The organism is Streptomyces sp. NPDC057438 (assembly GCF_042802995.1).
In the GTDB taxonomy this organism is placed as follows: Bacteria; Actinomycetota; Actinomycetes; order Streptomycetales; family Streptomycetaceae; genus Streptomyces.
The window spans coordinates 20,778-44,757 of sequence record NZ_JBHVDD010000024.1; the positions used below are offsets into that span (position 1 = coordinate 20,778).

Here is a 23,980-nt window from a genome sequence, read left to right on the forward strand (position 1 = left end):
TCTGCCGGAGCTCACCCTCCTGTCGTGTGATCAGGAGCAGGATGGTGGCGAAACGTTCGCCAGGAGAGGGGGGCCTGTGGAAGTGGGGGAGCGGTGGGCGTACCGGGTGGCGCCGCACCACGGACCGGTCGCGGAAGTCGAGGTCCTGAAGATGGCCACGCAACGCCCGCTGCGTGTCAAAGTCCGCTTCGTCGCGGAGGAAGCCGAAGGCAGGCAGGAGTGGGTGCCGCCGGCCCGGCTGCGTGTGGTCTGGCAGGACAAGGATGCCTGGCTGGCCCGCGAGGAGCGGTGGAGCGAGCTGACGCGGGACAGCCCGGACGACGAAGACACAGCATTCCGAGCGGTCGTCATCCTGTTCGACGAGCACCTGTGGGAGGGGCTGGTGTCTTTCGGCGTCAACTACCGTGACCGGGGACTGCTGTACGTCGACGATGTGCCCGCGCTGGCGACGCTCCTCGACGTGCCCGAGAGCTTCTTCTGTAGTGACCCGCGGGCCTTCACCGACACCGATGGTGCACTGACCGCGCCCTGGCCCACCACCGTTGAGGTGGCGCGGCTCCTGGCCCGCAGCCGGGCCGACCATCTCATGGCCGTCGTGGACCAGCACGAACGCCAGGCACGGCAAGCCGCGATCTACGGCCGCTACTACCGTGGCCGCGGCAAGAATTCCGGCACACACATCAGCCCCGAGATCTGCGCAGAGGTCGATCGTAGCTCCCAACCCGCCTACGACCTGCTGCGCCAGTGGTGCGGCGCGGACGTTGTAGAGAGCTTCGAGGAACTGAAGGCGCTGCGTGATGAGGTCTTCCGCATCGGCCAGCTCATGGAGCAGGCCATCGGCTGTCTCCGCCAGGCCGGACAGGTCAGGGCAGCCGACCGCTTCGAGCGGGAACTCGGCATCCCCCTCGAGACGCTGCGCCATGCAGAGCGCGACGACTGACATCCGACCGTCCTGGCACCGACGACAGGAAGATTCCGTGGCCCGCACCAAGCTCAGCGAGCGCCAGCTCGACGTCCTGCGTCGCATCTGCCACGGCGAGAAACCCGTCACCTCCGACGACTCCGGCCTCACCACGACCGTCTATGCCCTGCGCGACCAGGGCCTGGTCGCCATGACCCGGGCTGACGGTCGCTGGAGCGCAGCCCCCACTGAGGCCGGCTGTCGACACCTCGCCCGCACCGACGCCTCGCTCGCCCCACGTTCGAACGCCTCTGCCCCCTCGACGGCCCCCGAGGCGGCTGAACTGATCACCAGACTCCAGCAAGCCGGCGGTACCCTGCACATCACCACCCCCACCCCGGACGAGCGCGCCCGCTGGCGCCGCGCCCTGCACACTGCACGCGCAGACCACCTGGTCCCTGACGGCCACCATCTCCGGCACACCGGACGCGACAAAGGCGACCTGGTCATCACCCTGCGCCCTGGGTCACCGCCGCGACGCTCCGCGCCCCCAGGCGAGTCCGTTCCAGTTCCCGAGAACTTGCCCCCAGAACGCCTGCACCCCGCAGCCGCCGCAGCACACATCCCGGCCTGCCCCGACTGCCAGCCCCGCGCCCGCCGCATCCTCCACGCCCTCTGCCACGCAGCCGAGGCCAACACCTACACGGTCAGCAACCCAGAGACCGGTTCAGCAGCCAGCCTGGTGATCACCATCGGCGACAGTTCCTTCCCGCTCTCCCTCCACGAAGGCTCCTACGAGGTCCCCGACCCCAGCAGCGCAAAATACGCCTGGCAACGCGTGACCGCGCGCACCACACGCCCATCCCACGAACTCGAGCTCAGCCTCGAGCACACCTACGCGCATCGGGGCCGGCGTACTCACTGGGGAGACCGGAAGCAGTGGAGCCTGGAAGACAAACTCCCCGCCCTGTTCAGAGAGATCGCTCACCGTGCACACACCGAGTACGAACGACAGCAGGCTCAACAGCGCAAAGAAGAAGAGACACGCCAACGCTGGCTGACCGCGATGCAACAAGCTCGCACCGCCCTGCTGGAAGACCATCGGCTGAAAGCCCTGCGCACGCAAGTGCAGGCATGGCAGGAAGCCACCGCCATCCGCGCCTACTGCGACGCACTCGAAGACCACCACGCCACCTCTGGCAAGGCCGAAGCAGCCACTGCCTGGGCGACCTGGGCCCGGGACTATGCCGACCGCATCGACCCAGTACCCCAGAACCCAGGGACACCAGAACCCCCGGCGATCACACCAGAAGACCTGCGCCCGTACCTGCGTGGCTGGAGCCCATACGAGCCCAAGCGGGGATGACCGCCTCAGTAGGGGCCGTGCGCATGCAGGTCATTGGATGCAGAGGATGACCCGCACGCCGTGCAGGTAGCCCCAGCCCGCTGTATGCGTGCCGGGTGCTCGCATACCAGGGGCTGGGGCAGGAGGCTTTCGCCGGATATCAGAAGCCGTATCTCAATCGAACGTGATCACTTGACTCCTGCTGGTCAGGCATGGTTTCGCTCGGGTTGAGGGTGAGGTTCCCCCGCTGTGCGGTAGGTGCTGATCAGCTGGTCAGAGCGGGTTGGCGGGTGTTCAGGTTCGTCGGTTCGGCCGTCGCCTGCTTGGTGTAGTGCTCTTCCTCGAACTCGATCGGGCTGAGCCAGCCGAGCCGTTCCTGGATGCGCCGGCTGTTGTAGAAGCCGTCGATGTACTCGAAGAGCGCGAGGTTCGCCTCGGCCCTGGTCGCGAAGACGCGACCGCGCACGCACTCCGTCTTGATCAGCATCCACAGGTTCTCCGCGAGAGCATTGTCGTACGAGTCCCCGACGGAACCTATAGATGCCTGAACTCCCGCTCTGACCAGGCGAGTTGTTAGCTTGATGGACGTGTACTGACAGCCGTGGTCGGCGTGATGGATGAGCCTGCCGGGCTCGACCTCGCGGGACGCGAGGGCGTACTCCAGCGTGGTCAGCACCAGGTCGGCGTCGGCTCGGGCGGAGGTCTCCCACGCGACCACCCGGCGGGAGAACGCGTCGCGGATCGCGGAGAGCCACAACGGCCCCTCGCCGGTCGAGATCATGGTGAGGTCGGTGACCCACAGCCGGTTCGGCGCCTTCGCGGTGAAGTCCCGCTCCACGAGGTCCGGGGCGAGCGTGGCCTTCGGGTCACGGCGCGTGAAGCCCTTCCGTCTCGGGCTCACGCCTGCGATGTCGGCCTCGCGCATCAGCCGCTCGACGCGTTTGCGCCCGACGTGGACGCCCTCCCGCTTGAGGACGGCGTGCACGCGCGGTGAGCCGTAGACGCCGCCGGATTCCGTGTGGATCTCCTTGATCCGCTCGGTCAGCTCGGCGTCACGACGCCGCCGTTCGCACGGTTCGCGCTCGGCGCGGCGCCACCGGTAGTAGGTGGAGGAGGAGAGGTGCAGTTCCCGAAGCACGCACTCGACTCCCAGGCGGGGATGCTCGTCAAGGAGCGCGGTCACCTGGGCCGGGTCGGGTCGAGTTGCGCCGCGAAAAAAGCCGACGCCGTCCGCAGGACATCGTTCGCCCGCTTGAGCTGGGCATTCTCCTTGCGCAGCGCGACCAGCTCGGCGCGTTCGTCGGTGGTGAGCCGGTCATCGCGCTCGCCGGCGTCCGCCTCGGCCTGCCGGATCCAGCCGCGCAGGGCCTCCGGATGCACACCGAGGTCGACGGCGAGCTTCTTGATCTGCGGCTTCGGGTCCGAGGTGCGATACATCCGCACCGCGCGCTCACGCAATTCGAGCGAGTACTTTCTGGGAGCAGCCATGGTCGATGTTCCTCTCATGAAGACCATCTGACCCACTGTCATCAACCCCCGCATCTCGGGGGAACCTCAGGGAGGCATGCCGACGTCTTGTGTCCGCTTCATGGTCGAGGAGTGCGCGGTGGCGTCGGTGCTGGGAATGCTGGAGGAGCGGGAGGCGGCTGCCCGCATGCGGGTGGAGGGTCTGCGGGAGGAAGTCGCGCGGTTGGCTGAGGTGTTGGAGGCCGCGGAGATCGAGCTGGACCGGCGGGTGATCGCGCGGGAGGAACTGGTCGAGGCCCTGGCAGTCTCTGCGGCCGAGTCCACTGCCGTGACCATGACCGAGGCGGAGCAGAAAGCGGCGCCGTCGCTCGCGCCGGTGCCGGGCTCGCCGGTGCCGCCCTGGCGGGAAGGGCTGCCGGTGACGGTTCTTGCGCCGGACTATCAGTGAATTCTGGGCGTGCTGGAACAGCAGCGGTCCACGGGTCACGGGCCGCTTCGGGCCAAGGAGATCGCGGTGGAGCTGGGCCTTGAGGCGACGCCGGCGAAGGTCGAGGGGCTGCGGTCGAAAGCCCGGCGCCTGGCGGAGCGCGGGTGGCTCCTCCTGGAGGCGTCGGGGGCATTCAGTGCCGGCCGGCGGCCCGTGGCCGTGCCAGACGTCGGCTCATCCGCGTGACCATCGACCACCGGATCATCGCCTCGCTGGTGGCGGGCAGGGTCTCGTAGTCCCGGGTCAGACGGCGGGAGTTCATCAGCCACGCGAACGTGCGCTCTGCCACCCACCGTCTCGGCAGCACCACGAACCCTGTCATGTCGTCGGTGCGCTTGACGATCTCCAAAGTCAGGGCGAGCTTGTCCCGGCACCAGCCGACGAGGGAGCCGGTGTAGCCGCCGTCGGCCCAGACGAGGGTGATGTCGCGGTGCAGGCGGCGCAGCCGGGTCAGCAGGCCGACGGCGGCGTCCCGGTCCCCGATGTTCGCGGCGGTGACCGCGACGACCAGGAGCAGACCGAGGGTATCGGTCACGATGTGCCGTTTGCGGCCCGGCACCTTCTTCCCCCCGTCGTAGCCGCGTGAGGCAGCCGGCACCGTCGCGGCGGCCCGCACCGACTGCGCGTCGATGATCCCCGCCGTAGGCTCGGCCTCACGGCCCTCGCGCTCACGGACCTTCCCGCGCAGCCGGTCGTGGAACTCGGCGATCAGCCCATGCTCGCGCCACCGGCGGAAGAAGGCGTAAACCCGGCCCCAGCCGGGGAAGTCCGCGGGCATCGCCCGCCACGAGATCCCGCCCGCGACCAGGTAACGGATCGCGTCCAGCAGCTGCCGGTGACAGTAGCCCTCGGGCCGTCCGCCCCGCCCCTGAAGCCAGGCCGGCACCGGCAACAACGGCCGGATGGCCGCCCACTCCGCGTCCGTCGTGTCCGACGGATACCGGCGAACCCGATCAGGATGATCGGCCGCGTTGCCGTACACGTGCGCGAGGCAATCGCACGACACGGCGGGCGAGTTGAAGTCAACGGGCTCGGGCGCGTACAACAACGACAACAGGGCCTCCGGGAACCGCTCGGAATGGGGTCGCACCCCCGAGCTACCAGGAGGCCCTGCCTTCATGCGCGTACCGCCGGAAGATCACCCGACCAGGAACTCCGTTCGATCCACACGTTCCAAGATCGGTTGAGATACGGCTTCTCAGCGAATGAGCCCGTCCTCTGAGGGGTGTCAGGCGATGTTCCTGTTCGCCTGGTACAGGTCGACCTGGCCGTCGTCGGGGCGGAAGGGGGTGCTGAACGGGCCGGCCGGGTCAACTCCCATGTGGTTCAGGCACTCGGTGATGATGAGGGCTTCTCCCGAGACGACACGCGGCAGCACGGGACGCCAGCTCTCCAGATCGTAGGTCTCCCCGGTCGCCCACTTGCTTCCTTCCCGAGGCAGGACCATCCACGAGTTCAGCTGGTGGCATTCCAACTGGTCCCAGATCGTGTCGGCGACTCCGCCATAGAGCCCGGGCACGCACGCCTGGATCGCGTGCCACTGCTCGACGACGGCATCGCGGGGGTTGAGAGCGGCGAAGGCGTGCCAGCGGGCCTCGTGCGTAGGGGTGAGGACGACCTGGAACTGGCCGTCTGCCCAATGGGCGACTTCGATCTTCTCGACGTACTTGCTCGGACCGCAGTAGGGGTAGGGAGCAGCCTCCGCTGACGGTGCCAGAGCCGTGAAACCGAACGCCGTCGTCAGGGCCGCGATCCATACGGCTGGCTTCCGGCCCGCGCGGCGAAGGCGTGTTGCAAGGTTCATGATCGGGTGAGGTCCCCTTCTTGCAGTGGGCCAGTGCGGCCCCTGTGGCGGCTGGACGACTCCAGCATGACGGCGGGATTCGGCTCCCACCCTGTCCTGCGGGCTCAAAAGCCCAGATCGGACAGCCTGTCGGACGCTTGTGAGCATGTGAACTCAGGGGCAGGGCGGGGCGTAGGAACGGTCGGGGGGAAAGTACTTGTCCCATTCCTCGGGGGTGAGCGGGTCCCCTGTGGTGCGGCAAATCAAGGCGGTCGCCTCAGTGACGTCGGTGTTCCAGATCCAGGCCTTCTTCTCGGCACCCCCGGCGACCAGAGTCCGTGAGCGGGGCTTGTAGCTGACCGGGTACACGGCGTCGGTGCTTGTGCGGAGAGTCGCCCATACGGTGGGGGACCGGCGATCCTGCAGATCCCAGAGCCACACCGTGCCGTCGGTGGCGGTCGCGGCCAGGAAGGCGCTGTCGCTGGTAAAGGAGAGGGCGGAGACATATCCCTCCGGCCCGGTCAGCGGTTGCCCGATGGCTTCGGGACGGCCGGGCTCGGTGACGTCGTAGAGCCGGACGGTGCTGTCGGCCAAGCCCACGGCGAGTAGCGAGCCGTCCGCACTGAACACCGTTGAGAAGACGTAGTGATTGGCGGGAGTGATGGGTGCGCCGTACGGTCGGGGCTTTCTCGGGTTGCTGACGTCCCAGAACCGAACCGTCTTGTCTGCGCTGCCGGCGACGAGGAGTCGCCCGTCCGGACTGAACCTGATGTCGGTCACCATGCCGTCGAATGGGCCGGGCTCGGCGAGCTCCTTCGGCCGCTCGGGTGTGCGCACATCCCACAGGCGCATGCTCCCGTCGCGCGCTCCGGTGGCCAGGGTGGTGCTGTCTGGGCTGAAGGCCAGAGCCTCGACCTGTTTGGAGTGGGCTTCCAGCGGCGGACCGAGCTCTGACAGCCGTGCGGGGGTGGCAACGTTCCAGAGCTGGACGGTTCCGGATCTGCCGCGGCCCTCGGCGAGAAGACGGCCGTTGGGGGCAAAAGCGACAGTGCCGGAGAACGTGTCCGGGTTGGAGACGGCCGGCCCGAGACGATGAGGGCTGTGTGCCTGGGTGACATCGAAGAGTTGCAGGTCGGCGCTGCCGATGGCCAAAGTTTTGCCATCGGGGCTGAAACGCGCCGCGCTGACGATGTAGGCCATGCCTTCCAGGGTCGGAATGTTCACGGGCCAGAGCCGAGCGGTGCCGTCGTTCGCCCCGGTGATCACGCTCTTGCCGTCGGGGCTGAACTTCACCGACGTGACGGGGGCCGGGTGCGGAAGCGTGGCGATGATCCGACGAGAGGCGAGGTCCAGCAGACGGATTCCGTTGACGCCGTCGGAGCTGGCGATTGCGAGTGTGGCGCCGTCCGGAGAGAAGGCGACCGCGTTGATGTAGCTTGTCGCGCCGCCGATCGGCTTTCCTTCTGCGCGAGGGCGGGAGCCACTCGTCGACCAGAGATGGACCAGGTTGTCGGCGCCGCCAGCGGCGAGCAGCTTTCCGTCAGGGCTGAAAGCCAGCTGGCCAATCGCCTTCGTCGTTCCCGGGACTTCCACCGGGTCAGTGGGTCGGTCGGGGCTGCTGATGTCCCACAGCTGCACGGTGCCGTCGTCGGTGCCTACCGCGAGCTGTTGATTATTGCGGAAGGACACCGACTTGGCCGGAGCCGCATCGTCGACACGTACCGCTGCGCTCAACGGCTGCACAGCGGAGCCGGTGACCGACCACAGCCGGATGCTTCCGACGGCGACGCCGTCGGCCTCCGGCTCGGCGATGGCAGCGGCCATCAGGCCGCCATCCGGGCTGAAGGCGACTGAGTAGACCTTCGCGCCCAGGCCGCGCAGGGCCGGCAACGCGACCGGAGCCTTCGGGTTACGCGTGTTCCACAAGCGGATGGTGCCGTCGTTGCAGGGACCGGCCAGCAGATCTCCGCTGGGAGAAAAAGCCAGCGCGTAGAACTTGCGGCAGGTGGAACCGGGCAGGGCCGGAAGCGGTGCGGGGTGACCTGCGTCGGCCAGGTTCCAGAACCGAACCGTGCCTTCCACAGCAGCGGCGGCGACCGCACCCCCCGGATGAATCCCGACCGCATACATGATGCCGCTGTCCTTGCCGCCAAGCATCCGAACGGCCGGCGGGAGAGCCGTCGCTTCGATCAGAGCCGAGCGCGCTTCGGTGGTGGGGGAAATCTGGTATGCGGCCAGCGCCAGCTGGCGGGCGAGGTTGACGTCCTTGTGGCGCAGGATGCTTGCCTGGCTGGCCAGGGTCCGGGACTGCGCCTCATCACGCTGCTGCTTGAGGTCGCTCTTCTGCCAGGACACCACCACGGCCAAGGTACCTGTCAGCATCACCAGAACAGTCAACGCGGCGATCGTGCCCCACAGCCGCCGGGTTCGTTTCTGAGACTGCCTGACGGATGCGTCGATGAATGCCTGCGACAACTCGGTGACATCTGCAGGATAGTTCGTACGCCAGGCCTGTGCGCTTTGCAGCCGGCTTGCCGAGTACAGGTCGGACACCGGCCGCTTCGCCTGATCCCAAGCGCGCGCATCGGCCACGACCTGCTGCGCAACCAGGCGGCTGCCGCGGTCGGCGTCAAGCCACACCCGCAGCGTCGGCCAGGCGACCATCAGAGCCTCGTGCGTGATCTCGACGGTCGTGTCGTCGATGACGAGCAGCCGTCCTTCCACGAAGCGATCCAGCACAACCTCAAGCTCCGCCTCCTCGCAGTTGACCTCGTCGAACAGATCATCCTGGGAGATCTGGCGGCGGGTAGCGGTACCGGAGTGCTGCACGTGCACGAGACTCAAGAACATCTGCCGCGCGATCTCCTGCTGACGGGGAGACAGGGCAGCATAAATCTCTTCAGCGGTGACCCGCAGCGCGCCCTCGACGCCGCCGACCGCCCGGTAGTTGGCTTTGGTCATCTCGCGGCCACCGCCGCGCTCCCAGGTCATCTGGAGCGCATGGGAGAGCAAGGGCAGGACGCCGGTCTGGTGCGCGAGTCGGCCTCCACGTGCGGAGATGTCTCCCAGGACCAAACCGGCGAAACCGGCCTCTGGATTCACTTTGAAAGCGCGAGCGGGCATTTCAATGATGGCAGTCAGGTCCGTCTCACCGATCGGCTCGACGAAGACGGGAGGTCTTCTGTCCGCCCCCGCTGGCGAAGGAGCGCTCTGCAGGGCAGCGTTGAGGAAGTCAAGCCGCACACTCAAGATCACAATTGCGGCCGTGGGTACGGACGTCATCGTGCGCAGAACGGCGTAGAAGGCTTGGAGCCGCTCGTCGCTGCCGGGACCGTCCTCGGCGCTGACCAAAGCCCGTTCGAACTGATCGATGATCACGACTACCCGGCTGTCTGCGTCTGGCGCTGGTCCCCCGCCGGGGCGTGCACCACGCCCGAGGGTGACGATCTGCTGCATGAGGGCCTCGACCGCCTGCGGCCCACTGTGCAGCGCCCCGGTGACCTCTGCAAGTTCCGCCTCTGCGCAGGAAGCCATTGCCTTTGCGAGACTGTCCAAGGGGTCCGGTTCGTCGCTTTCGGCAATCATGCTCACTGTCGGCCAGTCGGCACTGCCAGGTAACTTGCCAGCGCGCAGGGCCGGAACGACGCCGGCCTTCAGAAGCGAGGACTTGCCTGTGCCGGAAGCGCCGGTCAGTAGGATCGTGCCTCCCTTGCCCCGTACAGCCTCCAGTTCACTCAGAACGCGCTTGACGAGCAGCTCCCGACCGAAAAAGACCTGAGCGTAGTCGGAGTCGTAACTCTTCAGACCGCGGTAAGGCCCGGCGATCGACGGTCGCTGACGCCAGGACCGCAAAGCGCGGGCAGCCTGCAGCCATGCCTCCAGATCAGCTTGCTGGGTCACCCCCAGTTTCTGCAGCACGAGCCGGAATGCCGGCTCGTTGGACTCCGATACAACCCCCCCTTTCCCCCAGTGCTCGATAGTCGAATGACTGACCGGATGGTCCTCCGCGCATGACTTCTGCAGCATCCGCAGAGAAATCCTCGCCCGACTGCGCAATCTCGTGAATGCCTCGCCGAAAGCGAACGGATCTTTGCAGTCCTCGGCAGAGGGTGACATCGGTGCCTGCGGCGGAAGTTCGCTCACGGGTCTCCTTGATAAGCGGCACCCAACAACTGACCAGACCATACTGCGCGATACCCGCCGCTTGCACTGCGGGGCCGTCCGATTCGTTGTCCGATCTGCTGTCCGCGCCGGCGGCAGCGCAGTCAAGGAGATCTAAAGCATATGCTCCTGGTTCGTGACATGTGACAGGAGGACCGCCGTCGAACCGGGAGACAGGTGTCCCGCACGCGACATCTGCACCACCCGATGATCGAAGTCCAGTCCTTTCTGACCGTCCCTGCTCCTTTTTTGATCCGCTGGAATGGTCTTCGTGTGCGAAATTGATCCATGCGGGCAGAACGTCGCTGTCCGGTTGGATGTCGCGTGTGCTCAGCGTGAATGAGTTCAGCCGTCCGATCCCGGGAGACTCTGCCCATCCGGACAGTTCCACCCATGCCATCAGTCCACCGCTGCACATATGTTGGCCTGGATCCCGGTATCGATTGCCGCACGAGCCCTCGGGACGTTCTGCGGCTGATGCCCTACGTCAGGTGCGGCGCCGACGGTCACGCACCTGATCATTCCCCTCGTATGCGACACATCAGTCACATACTGATGGCTCTTAGGAGGCTCATGGTGGCCAACTTGTCACGTGTTACGGAGAATGCATGTCCAGCCCACTCCGTTCCGCCGGTCCGCACCGTCACCTGGCCGCAGGTCGTTCAGACTCTCAGCGTGCTGCTCTTCACAGGCTGGATGCTTACCCAGGGCTTCGACTGGTACCTGGCCCTACTGACCGCTGGCGGAGCCGTAACGGTCGCCACCAGCCTGTCCCGCGTCCCGCGCGGCATCGTCCACATGGCACGGGTCCTTAGCCAAGACGCGGGACAGCCCTGAGTAGAGCGGCCTTCAACGCACGCGACGACCAAGATCATCGCGACCCGGCAGGAGTTGTACCTGTGCCCGACTGGCACAACTTCTGCAGTGCCCTGTTCTCAAGCGGAAGACTCCACGGCCGGCCCCTTCGGTCCGTGAACCGCACCGGAGTCTGCCTGCTCCCAGCATTCCCTCGTGACGCCCGTGTCGCGCATCAGCGCAGTCAGCAGGCATCACAATGGACTTCCGTTCACGGTGGGGCCGCGGCAGGCAGTCCCGGAATCTCAGGAGGCCACCTCATGCGGCTCCCGTGGCAGCGGCGACTGTTCTTGCTGGACGAGCCACCGGCGCAGGGCCGTTACGGCTGGCCACCAGCCAACTCGAAGGCCGGCGTGCTGCTGGCCCAAGAGCGCAGCACGGCAGTGCTTGTCCTTCGTGGTGAGCGTGGCCTGGGCAAGAGCGTCGCCCTCCTTCAGGAGTACGAGGCTCTGAGCAAGGAGGGTGTGCCGGCTGCCTGGTTGGAGCTGAAACAGTGCACCACCATGGAATCGGCGCAGACGCGGCTTCGACAGGCCCTGACGCCGCCCTCCACCGAAGCGGGGGAGTGGCACGTCCTGCTCGACGGCTTGGACGAGGGTCTCAACGACCTTCCCCAACTGGATCAGCTCATGGACGACGTCCTCGCAACTCTTCCCCAAGAGGCTCTCAAAGCCCTGCGGCTGCGGATCACATGCCGCAGCGCCCGCTGGCCCGCGCGCCTGGAGGATGCTCTGCGGCAACGCTGGACGGACCTCAAGATCATGGCGATGGCGCCCCTGAGCCGTGACGACGTCGCCCTCGCCGCGCAGGCATTCAAAGTCACGGACACCGAGGCATTCCTCCAAGCGGTCCGCCAGCAAGGACTTATGGCACTCGCCACGCACCCCGTCACTCTGCTGCAGCTCCTCGACAGCTACCAAACGAACGCCAGTCTGCCCAAAACTGCACAAGACGCTTATCTGCAAGCGTGCTTGAGGCTCTGTACCGAACACCGGCGCCCCACCGACCGCCGCCAGCTTCAGGCCGAGAGCTCTCCCGAACATCTGCTGGCCGTCGCGGCGCGCCTGGCGGCAGCCCTGCAATTCGGCCCCTACACAGCGGTGGCCGACACCCCCGCCGAAGGGGGCGCCTCCGCAGCCGACTTGCGGCTCTCACGCCTGGACGGCGGCGATGAACCCGGACACCTGGACAGTCAGGTCCCGTGCACGCTGTGGGAGCTGCGTCAGGTGACCGAGTCGGGGCTCCTGGCGCCGGTCGGTGAACTGCGGTGGGTGTTCGCCCACGACAGCTACCGCGAATTCCTCGCCGCGTACTTCCTGCGCACGCGTGCCATGCAGCCAGAACCGCAACGCCAGCTCCTGTGGATCGGTGACGGCGACGCCCGCCACGTCATCCCCGCTCATCAGGAAGTAGCCGCCTGGCGCGCCACCAGCGATCCCGTCCTTTTCGCCGACCTTCTGCGTGACGCCCCGCTCATCCTTCTGCTGGCCGACCTGCCCAGCATGCCTGCCGCCGAGCGCGCGCGTACCGTCGACGCCCTGTTCACCGCGCTGGAGCGGGACAGCACCCTCACCCTCGACCCCAGCCTGCTGCACCGCTTGGATCATCCAGACCTACCTGCACAACTCGAGGCACGCCTGACAACGGCCAGTGCCCCACATCTGATGTATGCGGCCCTCGAGATCGCCTGGGCATGTCCTCATCCCGAACTGAACGACGCTCTCATGGCAGTCGCCGAAAACCTCAGCTACGACGGTTCTATGCGGACTGCGGCCCTGACCGGTATCACCCTGCCCGCCCCCAGGCAGACGATCGCCCGATTGACCGCCTTGACCGACGACACCTCACGCGAGGTGGTCGCCGCGGCACTGGACCGCCTCTACCCAGAGCACCTGCCGTTGGCGGATCTCCTCGCCCGTTTCCGCGATAGTGATCAGGACTTCGGGGGAGTGGCCGATCGGCTGCGGCGCGAAATTCCAGAGCGTATCGATGGCACCACCGTCGTCGAAGCCGTCACCTGGGCACAGGACGCACTGAAGCCAGACTCCACCACCCCCGTCAGCTGCCCCCTGGCCGTCAGCCTGCTCGCACGCGCGGTCACCCTCAACGAAGACACCCCCACCGCAGATCTCGTTCCCCTGGTCAGCAGGGCCATCCTCCATCTCGTCGACCACGGCGAGGACCTCCTCTACACCGACCCGATGCAGGCCGCTCTGGAGGATCTCGCGGACGCCCTCGGAGCATGCCCCCACACCCGCCGCGAGGTCGCCCTCCACACGCTCCAGCACAGCGACGAAGAGCAGCTCTCCACCGCCCTCAGCGTGATCCCCCAAGACGCCATCCTCCCTGGCGCCGACGCGCTGTACTGGATGGAACACTGGGACCAACTCATCACCGCCAACGCGGACCTGGCTTCACACGCCGTCCGCTTCACCCCACCCACGAACGCAGACGCCAAAGCCCGAGGCGAGGCCGCCCGCCGTGCTCATCCCACACTCGCCGCCGCCACCGCCTTCCAGTGGGAGATCTACCCCCGTCAGCAACAAGAGCGGGCCGAACGCCGGGAAGCCGCAGCCCAAAAACGCCGCTTCGACGCAGCAGCACTGAACACCGCGATCGAGGAGGTCATCGCCACCAGCGACGCGGGCGATCCGCTCCCTGCGTGGAACGAGGTGCTTCAGCAGCTGCACCGCACCCCGGACGGCTCCCCCTCCCGCCACAACGCGAGCCTGCTCAGCTACGCCTCCCACGCGCCGTCCCGTCCGGCGGCCGACAGCGACCTCGGTGCGCGTCTGGCCCAGGCAGCAGCCCACCTCCTGAGGCAGCTGCTTCCACTCACCGCGACCGCTCTCCTCAACGCGGGCGGCGACCCGCGCCCAGCTGCCGAACTCACCGCCTTCGCCCTGATCCCCGATCCCATGGCCCTGGACGTCACCCCCGAGCACTGGGCCGGCTGGGCCCTCGCCCTCGCCGCCGCCCCCGCCTACGAATCCAGAGAGAACATCACCCGCGCCACCTGGCTGCCGCTGTGCGTCGAGCGAGCCCAAGACCACCTCCCGCCACGACTGACTGACACCCTGGACCACGCCTCGATCCACACCGTGCGCACCCTGGCCGGCGCCCTGGGGGGCCCGCCCACCTACGCACTCAGACCAACTCTGCACACCTGGGCCCTGCATACTGAACGCAGTCCCGAGCAGTGGCACGCCGTTGTCGACGAACTCGCTGCAGCACACGACCCCCAGGCCCTCACTCAACTCGCCCAAGCCCTGGACGCCGACCCGCGAACGCGGCAACCGGACGATCCGGCACGGCAGCGATGGCTGCTCGCAGCCCAGTCCATGCCCCACCACCACAGCCTGGCCACCTCCTGGCCCGCACTACGGCGCGCCCTCAGCGACGCTTCCGTCCTGCAGCAATACCGCAGCCAGCTCACCCGACACGACCCCGACACCTGGTCCTTTCACCGCCTCGACGACGACACGCTGGCCGAGCTCTACACCCTCTTGCTCGACGAGGACAGCCTCGCCCGCCTGCAACGCCACCCCCAGCTCGGCATCCAGCCCGACGACCGCCTCGTCGACCTGCTGCAGCACGTGCCACGCCTACTCGCCTCAAGGGCGACCTCTTCCGCAGCAGCCGCTTTGCGCCGCCTTGCCCAGACACACCCGGGCGTTTCGCAACTACGCGTATACGGCCGTGCCACGGCCAGGGCAGCAGCCGACCGAGATGCGCTGCCCCTCGAACCCGAACAGCTCATCCGCCTCGCGACCGACACTCAGACGCGTCTGGTACGAGATGCCCGCCAACTCCTCGACCTGGTCCGCGAATCACTCTCCGCCATGCAGGAGGATCTGCAGGGATACAACGGCACTGCCGTCAACCTCTGGAACCGCGACCGCAGCCGATTCGAGGCCAACACTCGGTGCTGGCCCTGCTGGGAGGACGACCTCAGCGACGCAGTCGCCTCCTTCCTCCGCCGCGACATCGGAGGACACCGCGTCGTCGTCAACCGGGAAGTGCAGGTACGACGCACCGGCCTGCCCGGACTGAGAACCGATCTCCAGATCGAGGCCCCCTCTGCGCCCGGCACCGGCCAGCACACCATCCGAGTAGTGATCGAAGCGAAAGGATGCTGGAACCACGAACTGCCCACCGCCACGCGTACCCAACTGCGCGCCTACCTCAGCGAACCACACACCGCAGGTCTGCTGCTGGTCGGCTACTTCGACTCCACACGCTGGAACGCCCATAGGCGCGGTTGCCCCAGCACCGGCCACGAAATCGACGATGTCCGCAGCCAGCAGGTCGAGCAAGCGCGCCTCCTCGTACAGGACGAACAGCTACTCGTCGCCGCACACGTGCTGGACTGCCGGCTGCCGAGCGAGGACAGCGACTGGCGCAAAGCACCGAACCCATCCCACGAAAGTCCGAACTCACCGTGACGAACAGTCAACTCGGTCGTGAGGACCCGCGGGATCGGCACAATGCCTGCCTTGGCGACACCTCGTAGAGCCACGCTGCAGCCTTGCCAGGCCGGCGGCCGTCGGGCACGGCGGGGCCTCGAAGCAGCCTCGCTCTCAAGAGGCCGCAAAAGGGGCGTCGTCATCCTTGAGCCGCTTCAGATGCTTTTCATGCCCCCGCTTGCGTCAACAAGGGGGCAGCCACGAACGGTGATGCCCGGCCACTTCCTGTCGCAATGTCCGGCAGAAACCTCCTCTTGAATCCGCAGACGGGGCAAGGTCGGTGCGGGCAGACAAGACCTTCTCTGTCTCTTCGCGGTGCAGCACGACGCGGACGCGTCGTGCCTGGCAGCGGGGCATCGGCCGAACAGGGCCAGTTCACGTCACTGGGTTGCCCATCGCCTGCGCGCTGACGGTCGCTGTGACCTTGGCCCCGGGGAAGCGTGCTTCCAGCTCCTGTACCAGGGCCTGTACCCGGCGGGGGGTCTGAGCAGGGTTGACAGCCCGCAGGAGCGGAAGAGAGGGCAGGTCTTCACCGTGGGACCATCGCCCCTCGATGATCAAATCCAGCCCGATCAGCCGCCGCCCGCGCTCCTGAGCCTCGTGCGCTTCCACCGTCGGCGGCGGCGTTCGGGTCACCCGCAAGGCCAGGGTGCGCCCGGCGTATGGGCCCTGCCTCACTGGCTCCGGCAGCGCCGGCTGGGCGCGGCGGGGCTCGAGCGGGTGCCCCCGGCCGATCGGCCACAACCGCGGCGCGTGCATCTCGGGGTCATAGGCCGGCAGGTAGGGTCTGTCCGTCTCCGGGTTGATCGTTTTGCGGGCCTGTTCGATCCACCGTTCCAATGTTCGGGAGTACTGCGCGCGCTCACCGGGCGCCTCGGACACACGAAGCCCGTAGACCTCGGAGATGGCCCGCCGGGGAGACAGCCCGAAGTTGAGCGCGCACTCGTACAGTGCCGCGATGGTCTGGGCACGCAACCGCACCCCGTCCTTCTTCTTCCCGTGGGGCGAGGGAAGACCGAGGGAGACAAGCCAGATCCCGCTGCGGGGTGCCTCACGTGCTGCCTCCGCCGCTTTCTTGATCCGCTCTACCAACTCAGGGTCATCACATGGCCGCCGGGAATTGCGCCGCGTGCGCTGCGGCGGGACGTCCCGGACCCGGGTGGCGCTCCACGTCCGCCAGTCGATATCAACCTCGATCACCCACCCCGGCCACCCGTACAAGTCTCCCAGGACCAGGCCTCGCTCGGTCAGATCTCCCCACACCACATGACCACTATCGCAAGCCCGGGTGACCGACAGCCCGCAGCACGCGGTGGGAACACCCCCGATTCTGTCGGCCAGGATCCGGCGGTGATCACTACAAACCTGTGAGGGCAGGGCTTTTGGCACTCCCGACCAGGAGCCCATCGAACGAAGCCTCTATCGCCCGCCCGCCCGGGCGGGGCGATCAGGCCCGAGCCGAAAGGGCACAGGGATGGTTATGTGGCACGGCGACCTGGACCTCATTGTCTTGCTCCTGATCGGTCTGCTGACCGCCTACGCGGCCCACAAGTGGAAAGAACTGGCGACACCCATCACCGTGGGGGCCGTCGTCGTGACACTGCTCCTGCTCCTGCTCCAGGGGCAGGAACCAGGAGGCGCCGGGCAGCAGGTACCGTCGCCACCCTGCTCGTACCAGGCCGGGCGTCAGGAGACGGATCTTCCTGCATGTTGAGGCGAGCCGTGAGGCAGCGGCGGCCAGGCGTTCTGTTCAGCGGCGCGGCCCGCACCCGCTCGGAGAGCCACGGCGCCCGAAGCAAACGAGCCCAGCCGAGGCAGCAATTGAGGGCCCTGCATCCGACGGCAGCCGTAGGCGCACGAAGCCTCAACAGCCACGGACAGCCAGGTCAAGCGCGCCGCCGCCACCCCCAGCCCTCGAACGCGCGCCTGACCCAGCGGCCGGGACCACCGCCGGCCTTTCTCGGTGAAGCGCCGAGGTGATCTTGCCCGCTCCTGTCCGGGCAACCGCGTGCCCTTGCAGCACGCGCCGGGACGCTTGGCACAGGCGGCCGCGGCAACCGGCCAGGTGCTTCAGCCGCGCGGCCGCAGTGGCCACCAGGACGAGCGGCCCCACCGACATCACAGGGCCAGCAGCCGATCACGAAAGGAGACGGAGGCAGCTCACAGCGCCAGCCCGGGGCCCCTACGGCCACCCAAGCGCGATCTCGCCGACCTGCCCGCTTTGGCCGCGCGCCGGCGCCTCCCTTTCGCGGGCCGCACCGAAGGAAGGCGCACCCGGCTGCGCCTTAACCGCTCCGTCGCCGCCCGTGTCAGATGCCGCGACGCAGGGACGGTGGGGGACACCCCTGCACAGGCACGCCCCAGCCGGGCACACGGGCAACCGGCTGCCTTGCGGAGCCGCTCGGCAAAGACGGGCCCGCGCGCTGGGCACGCCTGCTTCGCCCCAGAACGCACCAGCGGCCATGGCAAAACCCATACGCCCAGAAGGGGACAGCTGGGGCGTTGAGTCTGCCGTAGTTCCAGGCTTGTCAGTCCCAGGTGATACACATGCCATTGGCCAGCGTGAATCAGGCCGGTAGAATTGATTCTGAAGGAGGTGCTACGTGGATCTCGTGCTTGTGGGGGAGCGGATCCGCTGCGAACGTGAGCGTGCTGGGCTCAATCAGCGCCAGCTCGCCTCTCGCGCTCAGCTCTCCCAATCGACCTTGACCCGTATCGAAAACGGCGCTCGCGCCACTGTGACGCTCGCCGAGCTGGATCGGCTCGCCGTTGCGCTGGACATTCCAGTGCGGCTGCTGACCAGCGGGAATCCGGTGCGCGGCAGGGTACGGATCGCGGCCCGTATCAATGAGGTGGTGGCCGCAGAGCGGGAGGAAGCTCTGCGGCGCACCCTGGAGGTGCTGGAACTGGACGCCCGGCTGGACAAGCTGGGCCCCGTTGCGGTGCGGCACCGGAAGACCGATGGCTCCTTGTCCGTGCCGGATGAAGACTTGCCCCGCGAGGAGCAGGGCCGGGTGCTGGCCCAACGGGTGCGGGAACTGCTCCACCTTGGCTGCGCTCCCATCGCCGACGTCGATGAGCTGATCGAACAGCTCACCGGCGTGGACACGGCAGTCCTGAGGCTCCCGAAAACCACAGAGGGATTCACCGCCACGGATCCGGAGCGTGACATTACACTCATCGCCGTCCGGGCCTGCGATGTCCCAGAACGGCAGCGTTTCAGCTTTGCGCACGAACTCGGTCATCTGCTGTGGAACGACGGCACCGAAGCGCATCAACTCGATGGCAAAAGAACCCCGGGCGAGAAACGCTGCGACGCTTTTGCCCGCAATCTGCTGGCTCCTGAAGAAGGCATTACGGCGTGGCTTTCCGCGGAAGGACTGCCAGAAAAAGGCGTGATGGATGAGCGCACAGCCGCTCTCCTCGCACGCCATTTCCGAGTCAGTTTCATGGTGATCCTCATCCAGCTCGAATCAATGTCACTCATCACGAAGGAGCAGAAAAACAGACTGCAAGGGCCCACCGGTGCCCAATTGGCACAGCAATACGGCTGGGGCCCCGCATATCAGCAGGAGCAGGAATCCGCCAAGGCGGTTCGGGCTCCGCGGCGCATCCTCGAAAGAGCCGTCGAAGCGTACCGGCAGAACCACATCGGAGTCCGTGCCCTGGCCATGCTGGAGGACAGCAAGCCGGAAGAAGTGGAAGCCCGGCTGAAAGATGCGGGTATAGTCCCCAATCCTCCGGCCCCCCGCCGAGCCGATCTCTCGCGGCTGGTAGCCCGCGGGCTGGCGAAGGACTAGTAGAGTGGTCCTGACGGGGGCTTCGAAGGGGTGGGGGATTGCCCGAGCAGCAGGTGGAAGAAGCTGGCGAAGAGGCTTCGCCGGAGCAGCGTGAACCGGTCTGCATCCTGGATGCGGTCATCTGCGTGCACTTTGTCGGCGCCAATCTCCACGCCCTGCTCGTAGAGGTTCTCCGCAAGGCCGACCTGGTACTTCTCGTACCGCAGGAGGTCTGCGACGAGGTTGTCGGCAAGGACCGGAAATACCCCGGGATCAGGCTCCGGTGGACCCGCCTGGCCGCCAGCCGGCACGTGCGGGTCCTTCCCGCACTCCAGGCCGAGTCCGCCCCACCCCGTGTGGTCGAGGTCTTCGAAGACGTACGCGGGCGTCAGTTCGAAGACGCCCTGCGCGAGCGCAGGGATCTGGGGGAAGCCGTCGTCGTGGCGCACGGTGTGCACTACCAGGACCTCGGTCACGAGGTCCTGGTAGCCATCGATGACGGCGCCGGCCAGGCCATCGCGGCAGGCCGCGACCTCCAGGTGATCACGATGGAAGACGTCCTCGAGATGGCCGTCGAGTTCGGTATGTTCCCCACCGAGGGTCAGCTCAAAAAGGCCTACGAAAAGCTCCAGGGGTTCGGCGAAGGACTTCCCCCCTATGCGACAACCGGTCTTTCGTCCCGGTTCAGGAAATGGCGTTCCCGTAAGGAAAATGAATAGGATCCGCCTCGGGACAGTCGGGCCGCCGTGAAGCTGGCACGCCAAAAACATCCTCTCTTCCCATCAATGTGTACACCGGCTGATAAGAGGATCTGAAGATAGTGCGGCGTGTAGGGTGGCCCATGCGCCCTCTCGAAGTACTCCGAAAATCGCACGCATCCGTGGAATCACGCGATGCCCGTCGCAGGTGCCCGTATCCTTTCGCTGTGACTGTGGCACTGGTAGGGCGATGACATACTGGCCGGACAGATGCACCGATGTAAAAAAGAGAACCAACCCCAGAGGGATAGGGGAGTGCACACAGTCTGTATGTGTACGAGGGCGTCCTGACCGTGGTCCTGCTCCGGTGCGCTGTGTGAGGAGAATCGTCAGCGGGCTGGGACGCAGGCAGTAAGGCGAAGCTGCTCCATGCTCGTCTCTCAAAGTGAACGCCGTCCGTCCGAGTAGTTCGTTCCACCGGCGAATGGACAGTCGTCTGCACTTGCATCCGCCGAAACCGGGAGCACCCTATTAACGGGGCCGAGCAGCACCAGATTGCGGCTGGCGGACGGGCCCTCTTCCTGCAATCCCAACCCGGCTGAAGCAACTCCCGACGCGGCCGGCTCGCTCTTTCGGTCCGGCCACTGCGTGTGGGGCAGGATTTCAAGACCCGCACGCAAACAGGGATCGTCTGCCAGCTTTGGATGCTGTGGCCGTCTGCGCCCGGGCGCCCCAATGCACGGCTGCGCCCCTTGCGGGCGCCGCGCCCAGTGCTCCTGGCGCCCTGGACAGCACCGGCAAGGCGCTGTGACCTGCGGCGTTGACCGCGGGCGGGGCGTCGAGGGCTTTCGCCTATTGCTCCTCAATCTCGCCGCCTGGCGCCGTGTCGCTCACGGTAACCCCAGCAGCCGCCCGCGCTGGTTCATTTGCGACCTGTCTGGCACAGCCCGGCACCGCGACGCCCAGGTACGGCACGCACTCACGCGGCTGCTGAACTGGGCCGAGACCTGCGCCGTCAGAGCCATCGCGGCGGAAGATGCAGACTTCCAGGCGAGAACCACAGAGGAGTACGGGCGTAAGCGCCGATGCCGGCAACTCGTCCGCGCCCGCCTCGCCCACTGCACGGCTGAAGCTTTCCTGAGGCGGCGGGAAGCACGCGCCCCGCGTGCCGATCAGCCGTTATCCAGCGGTCTGGCGGTTCTGCCGGCACAGCTCGGTGGCCCAGGCCGCGGACCGTTCGTTGATGAGATCACTCTCGTAGTCGAGGGTGGCGACGTGGTATGAGTTCGGCAGTTCCACCAGCGTCGCCTCTCCGCTGCTCCGGGCCACGAGCAGCTGGGAGGAGGCTGGGTCGACGACGTGGTCTTGGGGGCTGACGAAGACCAGGGCCGGCGAGGTGATCTGCGGCAGTGCCTGGACCAGGCCCGCCAGCGCCTCGTTGAGGGACCTCAGCGGCGCGATCGGGACGGCGTCGTAGGCCGACTCCACCACACCGGGCAGGGCGATGTCGGACCCGACCTCAGGCAGGTACTCGCCGTCCGCGGCCTCCCCGGCGGCCGTCAGCGCGGCCCACAGCGGCGCGGTGGGGTCGATGAGGGGGTTGACCACGATGATCCCCAGGATCTCCGGGTGCCGGGAGGCGAGCCAGGCGGTCAGGGCACCGCCCATCGACAGGCCCGCGACCACGACACGGTCGCAGCGCGAGGCGAGGTCCACATACGCCTTGTCGATGACCTCGGACCAGTCCTGCCAGCTGGTGGCGTTCATGTCACTGACGTGCGTCCCGTGACCGGGCAGCAGTGGCAGCTCCACGGCGAAGCCCGCTGCGGCGAACGCCTTGGCCAGGGGCTTCATGGACTGGGGTGAACCCGTGGACCACGAGGGCGCCGTCGGATCCTCCCGGGGCCGAGAATGGGTCTGCGTCAGGCAGCATCGTTGCTACTTCCTCTCATCCGGACGCGAAGGCTGTCCGCCGTCGTGTACTTGCTCATCGATGTCGGACGCGCCCAGGTAGGCGTCGGCGACGCTGACCCCGGCACGGGGCCGTGACCGTGGACCGTGCCGCGGCTGAGGATCCAGGCCTGGTCGCAGAGGGTCTCCACGAGCTTCACGTTCTGCTCGACGAGCATGACCGCAGTACCGCTGTCCGGGACGGTGGCCAGCACGGAACCGATCTCGTCGACCGCCACCGGGGACAGGCCGCTGGAGGGCTCGTCCAGCAGCAGCTTGGGCTTGCCATGAGCGACCTCGCGATCGCGACGGCCTGCTGCTCGCCGCCGCTGAGCTTGCCCGCCAGCTCCCCGCGTCGCTTCCCGATCCAGGCGAACTTCTCGTAGGCCTGTTCGAGGCGTTCAGCGATGACCTTGTGCGAGTTGCCGTAGCCGCCCAGGACGAGGTTGTCCTCGATCGTCATGTTCGGGAACAGGCGCCGGTTCTCAGGGCAGAGAGCGATCCCGGCCTTGACGATCTCGGTCGTCTTCAGCGAGGAGCGAAACGGTCCACCGACTCCGTCGGCGGACCGTCAAGAAAGATCGAGGTCAGTGCGCAGAGCTCTTGGCGGAGCCGAGGAGGCGCTGGTGATGCGATGCCGGCTGCCAGTGCACTTCGTCGGTGTCCCGCTGATGGTGCCAGGCCGACAGGGTGCGGCCGGCCACCAGCCGGTCGAGCAGTTCTCCTGTCTGCTGGGGGGAGTGGCCGCACAGGCGGGCAAGGACGTCCAGGTCGACTCCGCGGCCGTCATGGGCGGAGGTATGAGCGGCCAGCACGAGCGCGGTCAGTCGCACGGCCGGCGGTGCGGTGGCCGGCAAAGCCAATGGTGCGGGGTGCAAGGCCCAGTGGGCAGTGTGGCAGCGAGTACGGCGGCCGGGAGCGCGGTCCAGGAGCGTGACATCACGCAGCTGCACCTGCACCGGCGCTGATTTGAGGTCGGGCAGATGGAGCCAGTGGGCCTGGGCCAACTCCTGCCACAGTTCTGTGTGTCCGCGCAGCCGCATGGCCCGCAGGAGGCCGTGCGGTACCCGCAGGTGCCCGTGGGTGTCGGCGCGCAGGGCGCATTGCAGGGCGAGCAGCCGGGCGCCGGGGGAGGTGAACCTGGGCAGTACGGTGGCCAGGTAGGTGAGCATCTCCCGTACCCGCAGCGGCTCCTCGGATGCCGAGCGGGGCTTTACCGGCGTGGGGGCCGGCGGGCAGCTGGACGGTCGTGGCCGGCGGGGGCCGAGGACCGTGTCCGGCACGATGGCGGTGTGGCTGGTCGCGGCCGCGCAGGCGGCGCAGGCGTCGGCCAGCCGCCAGGTGCGGCCGCTGCGGTCGCGGGTGAGAGCGAGCAGAACGGGGCCGGCGCAGCCGCGGTGACGCGGATGCCACGAGCACCCGCGTTCCCGGCACTGGCAGATCCGCAGATGCCCGGGCAGCACATCGGCGCTGGCGTGACAGGCCAGATGTGCCAGGGCGGCGGAGCGCGCGGAGACGCTCCCTAGGGGCGCCGCGTGTGGGGTGCAGCGCGTGCAGACAAGGCGTGGCGTGCCTGCCCGGGAACGCAGTTGCACCGTCCAGATACGCCGCACCGCGACGTGCCCACCGGCAAGCCTCATCGGCGGGTTGCCCTCCTGTCGTTCAATGCCGCCGTGGCCGGTGCGTGCCGGGAAAAGGCACCCGGGCGGACGCACGGACGTGCAGATTCCCAAACCGTCAGCGGCACTCTCTCGCAGAAACCGAAAGTGCAGAAATTCGCACTGACAGGGCGGGTGGCGGAACCGTCGGATAGTCGGGTGTCGATCTTCCAGCCCGATCCCGACCTCACCGCCCTGCGTGTAACGCTGGCGCGTCTGAGGAACGACCGCGGCTGGACCTTCGACGAACTCGCTGATCGCAGCGGCCTGGCCCGGCGCACCGTCATCGACCTCGAACACGGCCGCGGCGCCGGCAACATCACCACCTGGCACGCCCTCGCGCACGCCCTCGACGTCCCGATCGGGGAACTCCTCGGAGTCCTCTGCGACGACCACACCCCGCCCGGCACACCGCACGCCTGACCCCGCG

General features: G+C 67.3%; 18 protein-coding genes. 8 read left to right on the forward strand and 10 right to left on the reverse strand.

All coding sequences use genetic code 11. The features are described 5' to 3' along the window. Positions 1–76: 76 nt before the first annotated feature. Complete coding sequence (locus ACFU5F_RS16010; RefSeq protein WP_381203348.1) at positions 77–940, forward strand: hypothetical protein; 864 nt, start codon at positions 77–79, stop codon at positions 938–940. 37 nt (positions 941–977) lie between these two features. Continuing rightward, complete coding sequence (locus ACFU5F_RS16015; RefSeq protein ID WP_383887252.1) at positions 978–2,267, forward strand: hypothetical protein; 1,290 nt, start codon at positions 978–980, stop codon at positions 2,265–2,267. Between the two features lie 244 nt (positions 2,268–2,511). On the opposite strand, the gene ACFU5F_RS16020 is transcribed toward ACFU5F_RS16015, so the two are convergent. Both ACFU5F_RS16020 and ACFU5F_RS16025 read right to left on the reverse strand, forming a co-directional pair. Continuing rightward, complete coding sequence (locus ACFU5F_RS16020) at positions 2,512–3,429, reverse strand: IS3 family transposase (RefSeq protein ID WP_383887254.1); 918 nt, start codon at positions 3,427–3,429, stop codon at positions 2,512–2,514. Continuing rightward, positions 3,426–3,734 carry a transposase gene (locus ACFU5F_RS16025; protein ID WP_033329589.1) on the reverse strand — a complete coding sequence of 103 codons (309 nt, stop codon included), beginning with the start codon at positions 3,732–3,734 and terminating at the stop codon, positions 3,426–3,428. The genes ACFU5F_RS16020 and ACFU5F_RS16025 overlap by 4 nt, the downstream gene beginning before the upstream one ends. 118 nt (positions 3,735–3,852) lie before the next feature. Between ACFU5F_RS16025 and ACFU5F_RS16030 the strand changes: the two genes are divergently transcribed. After that, on the forward strand, positions 3,853–4,161 hold the full coding sequence (locus tag ACFU5F_RS16030) for a hypothetical protein (protein WP_381203344.1): 309 nt from the start codon (positions 3,853–3,855) through the stop codon (positions 4,159–4,161). A gap of 172 nt (positions 4,162–4,333) precedes the next feature. Here the strand turns inward: ACFU5F_RS16030 and ACFU5F_RS16035 are convergent, their stop codons facing one another. The 3 genes from ACFU5F_RS16035 to ACFU5F_RS16045 form a co-directional block, all read right to left on the reverse strand. After that, complete coding sequence (locus tag ACFU5F_RS16035; RefSeq protein WP_383887300.1) at positions 4,334–5,182, reverse strand: IS5 family transposase; 849 nt, start codon at positions 5,180–5,182, stop codon at positions 4,334–4,336. 246 nt (positions 5,183–5,428) lie between these two features. Next, positions 5,429–6,004 (reverse strand): hypothetical protein, encoded by a 576-nt coding sequence (locus tag ACFU5F_RS16040; protein WP_159765126.1) that lies wholly within the window; start codon positions 6,002–6,004, stop codon positions 5,429–5,431. A gap of 153 nt (positions 6,005–6,157) precedes the next feature. Beyond that, entirely contained in the window at positions 6,158–10,126 is a 3,969-nt protein-coding gene (locus ACFU5F_RS16045; protein ID WP_159765124.1) for an NACHT and WD repeat domain-containing protein, read from the reverse strand. 1,133 nt (positions 10,127–11,259) lie between these two features. Between ACFU5F_RS16045 and ACFU5F_RS16050 the strand changes: the two genes are divergently transcribed. Continuing rightward, positions 11,260–15,444 (forward strand): hypothetical protein, encoded by a 4,185-nt coding sequence (locus tag ACFU5F_RS16050; RefSeq protein WP_381203340.1) that lies wholly within the window; start codon positions 11,260–11,262, stop codon positions 15,442–15,444. A 396-nt stretch (positions 15,445–15,840) separates the two neighbouring features. On the opposite strand, the gene ACFU5F_RS16055 is transcribed toward ACFU5F_RS16050, so the two are convergent. After that, positions 15,841–16,665, reverse strand: a complete 825-nt coding sequence (locus ACFU5F_RS16055; protein WP_159765120.1) for a hypothetical protein — start codon at positions 16,663–16,665, stop codon at positions 15,841–15,843. Between the two features lie 274 nt (positions 16,666–16,939). On the opposite strand from ACFU5F_RS16055, the gene ACFU5F_RS16060 reads away from it, so the two are divergent. The 3 genes from ACFU5F_RS16060 (at position 16,940) to ACFU5F_RS16070 (ending at position 19,963) form a co-directional block, all read left to right on the forward strand. Then, positions 16,940–17,179 (forward strand): hypothetical protein, encoded by a 240-nt coding sequence (locus tag ACFU5F_RS16060; RefSeq protein WP_159765118.1) that lies wholly within the window; start codon positions 16,940–16,942, stop codon positions 17,177–17,179. A gap of 889 nt (positions 17,180–18,068) precedes the next feature. Continuing rightward, on the forward strand, positions 18,069–19,265 hold the full coding sequence (locus tag ACFU5F_RS16065) for a helix-turn-helix domain-containing protein (protein WP_159765116.1): 1,197 nt from the start codon (positions 18,069–18,071) through the stop codon (positions 19,263–19,265). Between the two features lie 38 nt (positions 19,266–19,303). Further along, positions 19,304–19,963 carry a hypothetical protein gene (locus ACFU5F_RS16070; RefSeq protein ID WP_383887258.1) on the forward strand — a complete coding sequence of 220 codons (660 nt, stop codon included), beginning with the start codon at positions 19,304–19,306 and terminating at the stop codon, positions 19,961–19,963. Positions 19,964–21,121: 1,158 nt separating this feature from the next. On the opposite strand, the gene ACFU5F_RS16075 is transcribed toward ACFU5F_RS16070, so the two are convergent. The 4 genes from ACFU5F_RS16075 to ACFU5F_RS16090 are packed head-to-tail and all read right to left on the reverse strand — an operon-like array spanning position 21,122 to position 23,532. Further along, positions 21,122–21,868: an alpha/beta hydrolase gene (locus tag ACFU5F_RS16075; protein WP_381203368.1), complete on the reverse strand. Its 747-nt coding sequence runs from the start codon at positions 21,866–21,868 to the stop codon at positions 21,122–21,124. Beyond that, entirely contained in the window at positions 21,865–22,131 is a 267-nt protein-coding gene (locus ACFU5F_RS16080; RefSeq protein WP_381203335.1) for a hypothetical protein, read from the reverse strand. Before ACFU5F_RS16080 ends, ACFU5F_RS16075 begins: the two co-directional genes overlap by 4 nt. Further along, positions 22,050–22,424, reverse strand: a complete 375-nt coding sequence (locus ACFU5F_RS16085) for an ATP-binding cassette domain-containing protein (protein WP_383887302.1) — start codon at positions 22,422–22,424, stop codon at positions 22,050–22,052. The genes ACFU5F_RS16080 and ACFU5F_RS16085 overlap by 82 nt, the downstream gene beginning before the upstream one ends. Before the next feature lie 55 nt (positions 22,425–22,479). Next, positions 22,480–23,532 (reverse strand): hypothetical protein, encoded by a 1,053-nt coding sequence (locus ACFU5F_RS16090; protein WP_381203333.1) that lies wholly within the window; start codon positions 23,530–23,532, stop codon positions 22,480–22,482. A gap of 177 nt (positions 23,533–23,709) precedes the next feature. On the opposite strand from ACFU5F_RS16090, the gene ACFU5F_RS16095 reads away from it, so the two are divergent. After that, complete coding sequence (locus ACFU5F_RS16095; protein WP_381203331.1) at positions 23,710–23,973, forward strand: helix-turn-helix transcriptional regulator; 264 nt, start codon at positions 23,710–23,712, stop codon at positions 23,971–23,973. The last annotated feature ends 7 nt before the right edge of the window (positions 23,974–23,980 follow it).

Bases quoted from the DNA above. Each gene is read 5' to 3' on its own strand.
- ACFU5F_RS16025 (WP_033329589.1), bottom strand. From the start codon at position 3,734: ATGGCTGCTCCCAGAAAGTACTCGCTCGAATTGCGTGAGCGCGCGGTG.
- ACFU5F_RS16040 (WP_159765126.1), bottom strand. From the start codon at position 6,004: ATGAACCTTGCAACACGCCTTCGCCGCGCGGGCCGGAAGCCAGCCGTA.
- ACFU5F_RS16050 (WP_381203340.1), top strand. From the start codon at position 11,260: ATGCGGCTCCCGTGGCAGCGGCGACTGTTCTTGCTGGACGAGCCACCG.
- ACFU5F_RS16060 (WP_159765118.1), top strand. From the start codon at position 16,940: ATGGTTATGTGGCACGGCGACCTGGACCTCATTGTCTTGCTCCTGATC.
- ACFU5F_RS16090 (WP_381203333.1), bottom strand. From the start codon at position 23,532: ATGAGGCTTGCCGGTGGGCACGTCGCGGTGCGGCGTATCTGGACGGTG.